12 protein-coding genes and 1 pseudogene are annotated in these 12,157 nt (G+C 52.3%); 4 read left to right on the top strand and 9 right to left on the bottom strand.

Annotation, left to right across the window (positions count from 1 at the left end; translation table 11 throughout):
- The 4 genes and pseudogenes from A3754_RS15980 to A3754_RS15995 form a co-directional block, all read right to left on the bottom strand.
- Positions 1-447 (bottom strand): annotated as a pseudogene (locus A3754_RS15980) (secretion protein HlyD); the annotation flags it as partial.
- Positions 447-1,763: a TolC family protein gene (locus A3754_RS15985; RefSeq protein WP_255363139.1), complete on the bottom strand. Its 1,317-nt coding sequence runs from the start codon at positions 1,761-1,763 to the stop codon at positions 447-449. The gene A3754_RS15985 and the pseudogene A3754_RS15980, both read right to left, overlap by 1 nt.
- Before the next feature lie 10 nt (positions 1,764-1,773).
- Positions 1,774-2,736 (bottom strand): M56 family metallopeptidase, encoded by a 963-nt coding sequence (locus A3754_RS15990; RefSeq protein WP_063520502.1) that lies wholly within the window; start codon positions 2,734-2,736, stop codon positions 1,774-1,776.
- On the bottom strand, positions 2,733-3,122 hold the full coding sequence (locus A3754_RS15995; RefSeq protein WP_063520503.1) for a BlaI/MecI/CopY family transcriptional regulator: 390 nt from the start codon (positions 3,120-3,122) through the stop codon (positions 2,733-2,735). The genes A3754_RS15990 and A3754_RS15995 overlap by 4 nt, the downstream gene beginning before the upstream one ends.
- A gap of 33 nt (positions 3,123-3,155) precedes the next feature.
- Here A3754_RS15995 and A3754_RS16000 point away from each other — a divergent pair, with 33 nt between their 5' ends.
- On the top strand, positions 3,156-3,485 hold the full coding sequence (locus tag A3754_RS16000; protein WP_063537556.1) for a hypothetical protein: 330 nt from the start codon (positions 3,156-3,158) through the stop codon (positions 3,483-3,485).
- On the opposite strand, the gene A3754_RS26690 is transcribed toward A3754_RS16000, so the two are convergent.
- Genes A3754_RS26690 through A3754_RS16020 form a run of 5 tightly spaced genes read right to left on the bottom strand, consistent with a single transcriptional unit; the run spans position 3,475 to position 10,379 of the window.
- A complete protein-coding gene (locus A3754_RS26690) occupies positions 3,475-4,272 on the bottom strand; it encodes a hypothetical protein (protein ID WP_156497025.1) in 798 nt (265 codons plus the stop codon). The genes A3754_RS16000 and A3754_RS26690 overlap by 11 nt on opposite strands.
- A 26-nt stretch (positions 4,273-4,298) precedes the next feature.
- On the bottom strand, positions 4,299-6,920 hold the full coding sequence (locus A3754_RS16005; protein ID WP_063520505.1) for a DEAD/DEAH box helicase: 2,622 nt from the start codon (positions 6,918-6,920) through the stop codon (positions 4,299-4,301).
- 4 nt (positions 6,921-6,924) lie between these two features.
- Positions 6,925-8,433, bottom strand: a complete 1,509-nt coding sequence (locus A3754_RS16010; RefSeq protein WP_063520506.1) for a site-specific DNA-methyltransferase — start codon at positions 8,431-8,433, stop codon at positions 6,925-6,927.
- A 52-nt stretch (positions 8,434-8,485) separates the two neighbouring features.
- Positions 8,486-9,697, bottom strand: coding sequence for an ImmA/IrrE family metallo-endopeptidase (locus A3754_RS16015; protein ID WP_063520507.1), 1,212 nt, complete (start codon positions 9,695-9,697; stop codon positions 8,486-8,488).
- 1 nt (position 9,698) lies between these two features.
- Positions 9,699-10,379 carry a hypothetical protein gene (locus A3754_RS16020; RefSeq protein ID WP_063520508.1) on the bottom strand — a complete coding sequence of 227 codons (681 nt, stop codon included), beginning with the start codon at positions 10,377-10,379 and terminating at the stop codon, positions 9,699-9,701.
- A gap of 360 nt (positions 10,380-10,739) precedes the next feature.
- Here A3754_RS16020 and A3754_RS16025 point away from each other — a divergent pair, with 360 nt between their 5' ends.
- From A3754_RS16025 to A3754_RS16035, 3 genes are all read left to right on the top strand, one after another.
- Positions 10,740-11,072, top strand: a complete 333-nt coding sequence (locus A3754_RS16025; protein WP_063520509.1) for a hypothetical protein — start codon at positions 10,740-10,742, stop codon at positions 11,070-11,072.
- 74 nt (positions 11,073-11,146) lie between these two features.
- Complete coding sequence (gene radC, locus A3754_RS16030) at positions 11,147-11,641, top strand: DNA repair protein RadC (RefSeq protein ID WP_063520510.1); 495 nt, start codon at positions 11,147-11,149, stop codon at positions 11,639-11,641.
- Positions 11,642-11,682: 41 nt separating this feature from the next.
- Positions 11,683-12,157, top strand: a 475-nt coding sequence (locus A3754_RS16035; protein WP_156497026.1) for a DUF932 domain-containing protein, incomplete at its 3' end; no start/stop codon positions are given.

A 12,157-nucleotide genomic window follows, 5' to 3' on the forward strand; every position in this document is an offset into this window, starting at 1 on the left:
CGCCTGCTCAATGGCGGTACGTCCTTCGAAACTGTCGTACTGCCATTGGTACTGCTGACCCTGGTGCTCGGCTGATACCGAAACCACAAAGGAGTGAGGCTCATAGATCTCCATGTCGCCACGCAGAAAGTCCGCTTGCGGGGCAAAACCGATCTCGTCGCGCACATTGCCGAGCCGCGTCAGCACCACCTGCAAATTCACTTCCCTTGGATCGACCGGTTCACCGTCATCGCTAATCCAGGCTCGATACTCCGGCGGCACCCCGGTTTCAAAAATGGCCAGCTCCACAGAAAAGTCACCGTCGCGCAGCACCAGTCCGCGATGCGGCCCCTTCTCCGGCTCCGCTTCCTGCTCTTCTGCGGCTCCCGCTGCCAGTGTCACCAGCGGAAAAACCAACAACATCCATACCGTCACCAGCAAGCCGATGGGTTTACGAAAAACATTCATTACTTCTGCTCCTTACTTTGCGCAGAGACACTTTTTACATATAGAGCCAAGCCGGTGAGGCGCTCAATTTCGGTAAGGCTCACGTGGGAGGCCAACTGCGTGTTGATCAATGCCAGCCGAGCATCAAGCAGCTCCTGCTTGACGGAGATCCACTCCAGATAACTGAAGCGACCCAGCGAAAATGCCTCATTGGCTGCGCTAACGGCTTGCCGCAAACGCGGGATCATTTCTTCACGCAATGCAGCAGCCTGATGGCGGCTATGCTGCAGCGCCTGGTAGAGCTCAAACAAGCGGGCCTGCAGACGGCTTTCCTCGGAAATCGCCATAGCTTCATTCAGCGATTTTTCTGCCGCCAACTCGCTGATCCGTGCCTGATTACGGCGCTGATTACCCAGTGGAATCGCGATGCCAGCCACCACACCAAAATCATCCGTGGCTTCATAGCGCCGCACGCCCGCAGAAAAACGCCAGCGAGACAGGGCATCCGCTTTGGCCATGGCCATCTCTGACTCATTTACCCGTGCCTGGGTGAGGAATCGAGTCACCCGTGGGCTCTGTTGCAGTTGCTTCTCAAGGTCTTCCAAAGACACCAGCTGCTGACTGGTTTGCAGCTCGCCCAACAGAGCAAAGCCGACGTCATTGGCTGCCCCCCACTGGGCCGCCAGGTGCTGCCGAGCCACAAGCAGCTCATGATCCAGATCTTCCACATCCAGCTTACGACGCTCCAGCTCCACCTCCGCACGCAGCAGATCCACCCGCGAAGCGCGCCCAGCACGACTGCGGCGGCGAAGCTCATCCAATGATGTTAAAGCGTTATCGCTGGCCAGTTTTGCCAGCGCCAGACGTTCCTGATACGCCAGCGCAGTCAGAAAAGCCTGGGCCGTGCGGGCCGCCACGTCGTAACGCAGCAAATCTTGCTCAATAACTGCAACAGACTGTTTTCCTTCTGCGACATCGACTCGGCTCTCAACCTGCTTTCCCTCTAAAGCCCAACTCAGACTGAGCGTCGCCTGGGCACTATCGGCACCTTCATAGATGCCACTCCCCAGCACATCCTCAACTTCCAACTGAATCTCGGTTCCGCGGCGAATCTCTGCCTGGCGAATTTGCGCCCGGGCAGCCTGGGTTCGGTAGGCCAGAGCCTTGATCTGGGGATGCTGCTCCAAGCTTCGCTTTATTGCCTGAGTGAAGGTCAGTTCAGCTTCAGCAGCCTCCAGTGGCGACGCGAAAGCCAGCACTCCCAGTAGTATCAGTGGCGCAAAAAACCGATCGATTCTCGGTTTTTTGCGCGTAAAAAAAATTGAAATTCTATTCATCAGAACACTCTTAATGAAGAAATAAGGTTTCCAGAAAATGGTGCACAAGATCAACACTGGCGGCACTGCATAGTGCCGCAACCACCACCACAGCGCCGACAACCGCCACAGACACACTGCGCTGTTCAGTCGGACCCAGCAAATGAATAATCCGTCGCTGAACCGCATGGGCAGCAAAATGACAATGCACCTGACCAAGTTCCTGCTCTCTAAAGCGGGTCGCCAGTTTTTCTACATTCAATAACGACTGGGCAATTGCGGCAGGCTTCGGATAACGGCGCAACACCCATTCGTCCGCTCGCTGCTCCTGAACTAACTCTAGTTCCGCCAGAAGAAAGCGGCGTACAGGTGAGGGATAAAGCCCTACCAACATGGCAAATAGGCTTTTCCTCAAAGGATCACGGCGAACAATATGGGCTTGTTCATGCAGGCCGATAATATGCCGTTCTTCTTCCGAGATAGAAGAAGCAAGCCCGCGAGTAATGAAGGCCTGCGGTGACAATAACCCCGCGACAAACGCCATGGGCGCATCAGCATCTAACTCGGCAAGTCCACCCTCGCTACGCTCACTCAGTGCAGCGAGCAACGTGTACCTACGACTCAGAGCCCGGGTCCGCCAAGCCCCAAATGCAAACGCGATGAAGATCGAAAGAAGACATAGCGACAGGAATACCCCATGCCAAGATGCCGGTGAAAACAGATAGGCGTGGTGCCAATGGATGATCCCGGCAAGCCACAAATGGGAGGCGGGAAACAATTCCGGCATAACCGATAGGATAACCGCTGCCCCGCCTGCAATTATTGGGAAAGATGCGATCAGCCACAGCAAGTTACTACGCATGGTTAGCGAGTAGCCCTCAAAACCCGGCATGACGAAACGCACTATAATAGCAGTGATCACTATCCCACCCAGCACCCCAAGCATCAGGATAGTGAGCAGATGCAGCAACAATGCGGGATACCCGAAAATCATTGGCCAGATTGCTCCGCATCTGCCTCACGATGGGCTTCGATCAGTTTTTCCAGCGCCTCGATCTGCTTCTCAGAAAGCTTTTCTGAGAAGGTACTGAAAGCCGCGATCAGCGTGCTGCCGGGGTCCGCACTATAATCCTCGCCAATGCCCTCAATCAATTTTCCGATAAAGGCTTGGCGGTCCATAGCTGCCTGGTAATGGAATGCATGGCCTTGCTTTTCACGGCGCAGCAGGCCCTTCTTATAGAGCCGATCTAGGGTGCTCTGGATTGTGTTCAGGGTACCACCACGCCGCTTTTCGAAATGCGAGTGCACGGACTTGGCATCCGCTGTCCGCCCTTTCCAGAAATACTGCAGTACCTGCTTTTCAAGCTCACCCAGCTGCATATCTGTCCGCCAATTGATCACATGGCCAGAACCATGACACACACAAAACCGAGCGTCAATCGGTTTTTATTAATTCAACCCAAGAGAGAAATAGGGAAAACCGAGCGACCTCTGAATGTAAAGGCAACCATCTTGAAAATTGGCCAGATCAAAGAAAACTCTCATCGTTCTACCGATCAAAAAACCAATAATACAAAGGTGTTCGACAGAGAATACAAGAGGAATTTCGAAGGCGGAGAAGGGAAAGCCACACTAAATGCTACACTTTTCTTTATTATAACGATGGCGCCACCTCCCTATGGCAGAAGCATAAAGGCCACCATCTTAGCTCCTCTCTATATCCTGTTAACTTTTAATTTATGATTCTAGTAGCACGAAAAGCATCTCTACCATGCAAAGTAATCCCTTTATTTGTCGGCATTTCAGGATACCTATTAGGAGGAATTATTGTGAAATCGAGTGGAATATCAGCATACCTAGAAGCATCACTCGGCATGTAATTAATTAGATTAGGGTATGGAAATTTCAAATTTGGATCTGGCTGCCAGGCCACCAAAAATGCGAGGGGCATATACTTCATTAACGACACCACAACAGGCGGCGTTCCAAATCTGGGTAGCATTGACATTGCTCTAACAAGCACCTGATCCCAGTAAGGATATATCCAATAGTAAACCCTAAGCTCTTCAGGTGCTGGGGCAGCGGGGTCTAAAACGAAATCCGCCAACACATCTCCCATCTCTCCGCGAGGAAAATACCCGACTCCAACGGAAAGAATATGGCCACAAACAGCTTTGGCAACCAGTCCCGGCTGAGTATTGAAATGAGCTACCGAGGGTCTATCCAGCTGACTGAACAGATACCTGGAAACATCGTTAGAGAGATTAATTAATGCCTTGTCGTATTGGCTTCCAAGCAGATCTCTATTGCACGAAAGACAGGTTGTTCTGAATTTCACCCCTTGCTGAAAATGACGTGGCTTCCCCCTCTCTCCAGGTTCAGCACCAAGGCTTCCAACAAGATTATGGAGCGCCATTCTAGGAAAGCGAGTAACACCCTTCGGGGGAACATGATCTTCCGTAAGAGGGCCTGTTTCTCCGCAGATATTACAGATTCCATTTTTAGGCCCTTTTACTCTAGGAAAAGTCATCCAGCCCTCTATACGAAAAGGAAAATCTAACTAATAACCGCCAAGATTTGCTCTCTTACATTACGCCCCTGCTCATCTTTTTTCTGGGCCATAAGGTATATGCCCTTACCCTCGCTCCCCTTAGCCCACAGCTCCCCAACCAGCCGCTTTTCTTTCTCTTGGTCCGCAGAGAATCGATCCGCGCCCTTGTACTCAATAACAAGAAGCCGCCCATCCTTGAGTCGAGCAACGAAATCAGGGTATGTACGCTGGCGAGATGTAGGCATCCAGAACTGAGAGGAATGCACCAAGTTGCGAACCCAAAACTCTACTTCGTCAAGAAAATCAATTGCCTGAGCGCACTCAAACTCTTCGGCCAATTTACCCGCCGGCGTTTTCCAGGGTAGCTCGCCAGGTACCGGATAATAATGCTTACGGAATCGATACTGGCCCTCGTAGTATTTCCGTGCCGGATAGAGAGCCATATCTGCCGGATAAGTAAAAGAATGATCAGGAGCATCACTGGTAACGACCTCAATCCCTCCGTCGAATAATGCCTCCTGAAAACCCTCTTTATAGGCTCGACTCTTGGCTATCTGGAGCTGTTCAGCGAGCTTGCGGCGCAAGATAAACTGACCTTTCAGCAATTGCGCCAGAGAAAAACCCCGACTATCCCGAAGGTCACTGATAGCACGACGAACCCACTCCCTGAGAACAGGTTGCTTTACTGATGGATCTCGGATTGCGTGATCCAGCCAGCCAACGAGATCTGCTTCGGTGCGATCATGGGCGAACCCAGGAAGATAGGTCGCAGCATCATCCTTGATTAAGCGGTAATTGAGCTCCTCCCCATCTAGGTCGACCTCAAACGTCATGGTCTCATCGTTGATGCGAAAACTGGACAAATCGGGCGGAAAAGACAACAGATCCCAAGTGAAGTTAGTCGAAAGGGCACCTTTATCAACCAACTCCAATTCGCCCTGCTCAACCATGCACAGACGAGGAACACTGAACACAGCCCCTCGTTCACTAGGTGCCTTGGCTGCCAAGGATTTCAACTGGTGTTGCTCAATTCGTGCAGCTAGCTCTTCCCGCTTCTTGGGTGGAGCCGTAGCCACAATAACCTCTACTGTTGCCTCATCAATTTCGTCGGTAAGGTCAATGGTTCCCCCTTTCCCTTCTGGGCTGGGAGTAAACAGCACCCGTTGATGGTCTCGTTCTGGCACATTAGCAAGATTGGGAGCCTTAGGCAGCTCAATACGAGTTGTAGGCAGAGGCGGAACTGTAATTTCGCCACCCTCAAGAGGTAGGTCTCTCTCTTTCCGGATTGCGGTAGCCGCTTCCATCGGGTTGAAGCCAATATTGACCAAGGATTGAGTCAACTCCCCAGCGGCCCTGCCAAAATCGTCCGTAACCGCATGAGCGTAGGCCTTGTTCATTTCCCCCTGGCGGCGACGGGTTGCGTACGGCATTCGTAACACTCTGCCAAGCAACTGCTGGATATCTTTATCGCTTTTGACTTGGGCTACAGAGCAGAACACATAGGCAAAAGAACAATCCCAGCCCTCTTTAAGTGCCTGCTTGGTGATGATGACCTCTATTGGACATTCCCGCGCAAAAAGATCCACACCGTCGATTTCGCGGGTCGTGCCTGTAGCAATGGCAATCGATTTCTCAGCAACGCCTGTCTCGACAAGGTGTCGCTTCACCTCTTCAACCGTGGCAGCGCCTTTTGCGTTCTGGGCCTGAATCAAGAGAATCGGACGGATGTAGTCAGGCTCATCCATGGCCGTTTTAGCGAGCATGTTCCGGCGTGCCACCGCACTATTGATGGCTTCTTGCCACTCCCCATTATGTTCCTTCAGAACAACAGGGAACTTGATCATGTTTTCTGCCTTCAACTCGAAGGCAGAAACACTTACAAGAACATTTGAACTCTTAACGTCGGGAGTGGCGGTCAACTCAACAACGCCACGAGGCCCTAGCCGCTCATAAACCGTATAAGAGAGGGGCGTAGTCGCGTTATGGGCCTCGTCCATGATAATTAAAGGGCCGTGCATTCTGAGCAGGTTTGCAAATGACGCCACTACTTGCCCGCTGTCATCCCGATGCAAGTATTCCAGCTCTTTGGAACTGCTGGAGAAATGGGGTTCCAGCTCTTCGTGGTAATCATAAACCTTACGGCCTTCCTTATTTTCCACTCTCAATGCAGCAACAGTGGAAATCACGATACAAACCTTAGTTCCCAAGTCTGCAGGACGGATTTGGGAAAAATCTGCGACGTCAAAGACCGCGACCTGACCACCAAAGGCATCATCTAGCTCCTGTCTGTAGGGATGCCTTGGATCGCTGAATGCCTCCAGAGTTTGATCCTTGATTTGAGTGGTTGGGACCATCCACATCACGAGCGGAAACTGCCGTTCCAGCAAAGACCGACTTGCGGCCTGAATAATGTGGGCCCCCATGACAGTTTTCCCCCCACCCGTGGGAATACGCAGGCAGACATACGGGATGTGCGGCAAGCCAGGCATGGGCTTGTATTCGTCAATCAGCCCTTCATCCACGGCTTTACCGAAAGCAGATGCGGCTCCTTCAACACGAGCCAGCTCCAGAAAATGCTCCAGGCTGGCAAGGGAGCGACGTTGATATTGCTTGAGAGCCAAAGCCATAGAGCTATGCCTTGATGTCGTAGGGTGTTTGTTTAAAAGTGATATCCAGCTCGTCAAGCTGCTCCTGAGTCAGGCCACTAGCCTCCCCATAAATCACCTTTGGGCCATCAAACTTAGGGAGCGAACGTAAAACTCGACGCGTCAGAACATTCCCCCCTCCATTACTCTCATCACCCAGAATTCCGTTATAAAGCAGGTAGTAACCGATACCGTTATGACTCCCTAGGAATGACTCTTTCGGGGCACGAGTTGAGCGAGCAATTCCTGTTTCGGAGAACCAGACATGGGCCGCTAAACTTTCAAAACGTATATCTGGCCGGATATGACCATTTTCGTCGAACACTGGCGCGCCTAGTTTAAAGAAACGAAACCCCCCTCCTCCTTGCCAGTTGACTGACTTCGAGATACCTCCCTGCTCACCAAGCACAACTTCTTTGAGGCGTGGCTGACAATGTGAGCGGGCATGCTCACCCATCTCTATTCCGATCCATTGCCGACCAGTCTTATGAGCTACTGCAGCAGTCGTTCCGGACCCGAGGAAACTGTCGAGGACGATGTCTCCCGGATTTGTGGCGATATCAAGGATTCGCTTGATAAGTCTTTCAGGCTTCGGTGTATCGAAAGCTTGGTCTGCCCCAAACAGCTCATTGATTTCTTTTTTTGACTCCTGATTGTGACCAACCTCAGAATTTGGCCACCAAGTCCAAGAGGACACTCCCTCGTGCTCAGCCAAATAATTCTTAACTCGAGGCCTTCCATCGCCTTTGGCGCCAAACCACATACGGCCTTGTTTTCGCAATTCATGAAACACAGGCTCAATATTAGACCAGCATCGCCCCGCAGGCGGCTCAACGATACGCCCGCTTGGCAACTGAATCTTATACATCTGGTTTGGACGCCAACCTTGCGCCGTAAAGTCAGTTGAGGACCATGGTCCACGAGGGTCGTTGTCAGGATTTTTGAATCCAGTCGCCTTCGAACGGTCCAATGCTAATCGATTTAAGGAAATCTTATTTATGTCTCTCGCATAAACAAAAAGGTGATCATGCGCAGCCCCCATCTGAATACGCGCATCTGCCGATGTACGCTTCTGCCAAAGAGCATTACAGACAAAATTCTTTCGCATGAATATCTCATCAGCAATAACTTTAAAGTAGTGCGCTTCGTTATCGTCTAAGGTTACCCAGATTGTTCCATCTTTAGATAGAAGGCTGCGGAGCAGCTGCAAACGGGGATACATCATCGACAACCACTGCGAATGTTCGAGGTTATCGTCATAGTGTTCAAAAGCGCTTTGCGTGTTGTAAGGGGGATCGATAAATATGCACTTCACTTGCCCAGCATAGTAGGGAAGCAAAGCTTTTAAAGCATCGAGATTATCTCCCTCGATGAGCATATTGGCCGAATCAGGCTCACCGTAAGATAGACCCGTGACAGGCTGCAGCAATCGGTACGGTGTGAGCGCTGCGCGGGTCAAATCTTCCTCACGTTTATACCAAGACAACTGCGGCATTTAGTATTTTCCTGTTCCTACAATTCTTTGTTGATCATCAAAATGAAGACCACTATTTTTTGAATGGAACCACATCGCCCGGCATTGGGCCATTTGATCTTCTTGCCTTGGATTTGAGCTTAAGAGAAACCACTTTATCCTCAGCATTTATCTGCTCACTTAGATAACCATGGCGGAGATTACAAAGCATCTCGATTATCTCCGGCGCCAAGCCAATTTGATTAACCAGTGTGTCACGATCAAAAACCCCGTTATCTACCAAGAGGTGGACGCCACGCATCATCAGCTTGGGCTGCTCAAAAGGGATGGCATCATCTCCAGGCTCACCCTTTGTCCACTTTCGGGCAGAACGACCTTTCCAAAGCCTTAGCTCAAGTTGCTCATTCAAAAGAGAAAGGTCTCGGCACCGAACAATCATTGCAGCAACAGACACCCTCCACCTGGATTTTAGCGAGAGCAGATTGTCAAGGGTTGGCCATACCACTTCTTGAGAGAAGCTATCAGGCGGCAGCAAGAAAGCACTAGCAAACCGGTGTGCCTGCTCTTCCAATAGATTGTAGAGCTCACTTTTGGCGTACTGGCTTGCCGCGATGCGAGAATGAAGCACGATATGACCTAATTCGTGGGCAGCATCGAAGCGACTGCGGATCGCGTTCGCCTTATCCTCCGCAATCAGGACGTAAGGTCGACCGTCTATAACAGAAACATGAGAAACGCCATCCATTTTCACATGCCCCAAAGTGGCTCGCGTACAAATAATTCCCGCGTTCTCCATCACCTGTATTACATTAGGGATTGGAGCTGTGCCCAGCTTCCACCGTAAACGGCACTCCCGCGCAACTTCCTCTATCTCTTCATCACTGATCAAACGGCAGTCAGTCGCATCAAGCATTGGAATATTGACCGGAGGCCAGTCCATCGCACCCTGGAAAAAGTCAGATACTTCCTGAAGCCAGGAAAGATAAAGCTTCGACCTTTCACGTGCCTGCTTGTGGGCAGAAGCTTGGGAGCGAAAAAAATAGGGGCGTATATCCTTTTCACTCACCTGAGGCAGCGGTTTAAGAAACCATTGTCGAGAGACACCAAACACCTGACACAAACGGCCAAAGGATTCAGCTTCTGGAAGCTGCGAGCCTTTTTCCCAAGCAGACAACGTACTGGAAGAGCGGCCAATCTGCTCTCCCAGTTCAGCAAGAGTCAAGCTATGAGCTGAACGCAACTGCTTTAACCGCAGCCCCTGAAAGCCCTCAACGCCTGTTCTCATATCAGCCCTTGTCACCTTCGTTCATGTCTTGATTTTCTGCGTCGCGCATCCTATCACGCAGTTTCGGATAAGCGATATCGGGAAGAGCCTCCTCCTCACCATAGTACTGCCAGAGCTGGCTGACATCCGTCCACAAGTGGTAACTGGTTGGATGATCGCTATAGGGCACAGCAATAACACAACTAAGAGGGCGACTATGGTCCCGTTCAGTCCACTTGGCTGTGTACGGAAGCAGCAGGGCATGAAGCGAATCTTCGTTTGCCCCAAAAGGGGGAACAAACGGTTCGAATAGGTCGGGGTGTTGTTGACGCAACCTCTCATTCTCTTGGCGGAGATCGCGCCTGAACTTTGCCTCCCTGATTGGCGGCGTCCTATCTAACGTGATGACGCTGGTTGTGATCTGAATGGTCCCAGCTCGAACCAGAGCAAAATGACCTCCTGCTGGGCGCGTCGTGCGGTTAATCACCTCAAAATTATCATCTTTAGGGAGATCTAGGAGGGCCTCCTGAACCATGAAGTGGTGTGACTGGGGGCCGGGCCCAACTAGCGGCACATGCCGGTAAGTATCATTCAAGTGTTTATCGCTCTTGCTAAAGGCTGCCTCAATGCTCTCCAGCAAGCCCTGCAAGCGGTCCCGGGGTAGCTCCTGGCAAATGAAGCGGCAGATTTCTTCTTGGTTCACGGCAGGCCCTCAGTCTTCAGTTTCGGTAATGCGGATTATTGCATCTATTTTTCCTGTTATCTAGTTTCGCGTTCCATAGATCAGAAATGAGGTCGGATGACGGATTGAGGCGGTCTAGCGGGGTGCCACAGCCCCAAGATGCTCTGCCCGTGCCGTCTGATTCTATGCTCAAGGTCGAAATACAAGGGCAGCAAAACGGCTCTGACGCCCCCTCAATGACTTCCAAGACTTGGCTTACTATGGCGCCTGACTACAGAAGACCGACCTGACTCAACCCACTTTCCAAATAATTTCAAACACATATCACCTCCATGAAGCCAGGAAGGAATGGCCTTCCTGCCCCCATCTCATGGAGGTTTCATGATCATTCAATGTCCGTCCTGCCGCTCTATCCGGGTCATCGCCCTGCAAAATGGCCGCAAGGTCGGCGGGACTGTTGGCACGGCTGCCGGCGCTGCCAGTGGGTTTGCCATGGCGACCAGTGGTGCTCGTGTGGGTGCCACCGTCGGCCTGGCGTTTGGGCCTGCTGGCTCCGCCATCGGAGGCATCGCCGGTGCTGTGCTTGGCGGCTTGGCTGGAGGTGTAGCCGGCGGTGAAGCCGGTGCCGCGCTGGGGGCCAAGCTCGACGAGACCTATCTCGACAACCTGGAATGCCTGGACTGCGGTCACAGCTTCCGCCTCGACTCTGAGTAATCCCCCTCTTTCCTTTACTAAATACTCTGAAGCCCGCCTTGTGCGCGCTTCTTTATGCCGTTTTGGAGGCCTGAATGGATATTCCCACTTTCGTAAAGAACGAGCAGGGCCTGTACCACGTACAGGGCTGCGTGAAGCCCGAGGAAATTGTCAGCACCGCCGCTTCCATCTTGCTCGATGAGCTCACCGACCGGGAAGCGCTGACCGCGCCCACCGATGTTGCCCAGTTCCTGCAGCTGGCTCTGGCACAGGAGAAGAACGAGGTCTTCTCCGCCATCTTCCTCAACAACAAGCACAAGGTGCTCAGTTTTGAGACCTTGTTCAACGGCACCATTGATAGCTCTGCTGTTTACCCCCGCGTGGTGGTGCAGCGTGCTCTGGACTGCAATGCCGCTGCCGTCATCTTTGCCCATAACCACCCCTCCGGATGCAGTGAGCCCTCCACTGCCGACCGGCAAATCACCAAACGCCTCAAGGACGCCCTCGCACTGATTGATGTGCGGGTGCTGGACCACTTTGTGGTGTCCCGTTCCGGCTACGTCAGTCTCGCCGAGCGCGGCTGGCTCTAACCCTGCCCTTTGGGCATTTCTTAGTTATTAGGAGATTCACCATGGCACATCTTGTCGAAAGCATGGCCTATGTAGGCCGCACCCCCTGGCATGGGCTGGGCAACCAGCTGGCCAGCCAACAACCGCTGGAAGTCTGGATGCGGGAAGCCTGCATGGATTGGGAGATCCGTGAGACCCCGGTTCGCTTTATCAGTAGCGAGGCCGGTACGCTCGGGCAGATCTCGTCCTTCCCGGATCAGAAAGTGCTGTTCCGTTCTGATAATCAGGAGCCCCTGTCGGTAGTGAGTAACCGCTTCAAGGTGGTTCAGCCCCGTGAGGTGCTGGAGTTCTACCGGGATCTCACCGAGCAATCCGGCTTCGAGCTGGAGACCGCTGGCGTATTGAAAGGTGGCCGCAAGCTGTGGGCACTGGCGCGAACAGGCCAGTCCGGGACGTTGGCCGGGAATGACCAAACCAACGGTTATGTGCTGCTGGCTACCGCCTGTGACGGCACCCTGGCGACAACTGCGCAGTTCA

The sequence above is a fragment of the Alcanivorax sp. HI0083 genome (assembly GCF_001635175.1).

Bases quoted from the DNA above. Each gene is read 5' to 3' on its own strand.
- A3754_RS15985 (WP_255363139.1), bottom strand. From the start codon at position 1,763: ATGAATAGAATTTCAATTTTTTTTACGCGCAAAAAACCGAGAATCGAT.
- A3754_RS15990 (WP_063520502.1), bottom strand. From the start codon at position 2,736: ATGATTTTCGGGTATCCCGCATTGTTGCTGCATCTGCTCACTATCCTG.
- A3754_RS15995 (WP_063520503.1), bottom strand. From the start codon at position 3,122: ATGCAGCTGGGTGAGCTTGAAAAGCAGGTACTGCAGTATTTCTGGAAA.
- A3754_RS16000 (WP_063537556.1), top strand. From the start codon at position 3,156: ATGACACACACAAAACCGAGCGTCAATCGGTTTTTATTAATTCAACCC.
- A3754_RS26690 (WP_156497025.1), bottom strand. From the start codon at position 4,272: ATGACTTTTCCTAGAGTAAAAGGGCCTAAAAATGGAATCTGTAATATC.
- A3754_RS16005 (WP_063520505.1), bottom strand. From the start codon at position 6,920: ATGGCTTTGGCTCTCAAGCAATATCAACGTCGCTCCCTTGCCAGCCTG.
- A3754_RS16010 (WP_063520506.1), bottom strand. From the start codon at position 8,433: ATGCCGCAGTTGTCTTGGTATAAACGTGAGGAAGATTTGACCCGCGCA.
- A3754_RS16015 (WP_063520507.1), bottom strand. From the start codon at position 9,697: ATGAGAACAGGCGTTGAGGGCTTTCAGGGGCTGCGGTTAAAGCAGTTG.
- A3754_RS16025 (WP_063520509.1), top strand. From the start codon at position 10,740: ATGATCATTCAATGTCCGTCCTGCCGCTCTATCCGGGTCATCGCCCTG.
- radC (WP_063520510.1), top strand. From the start codon at position 11,147: ATGGATATTCCCACTTTCGTAAAGAACGAGCAGGGCCTGTACCACGTA.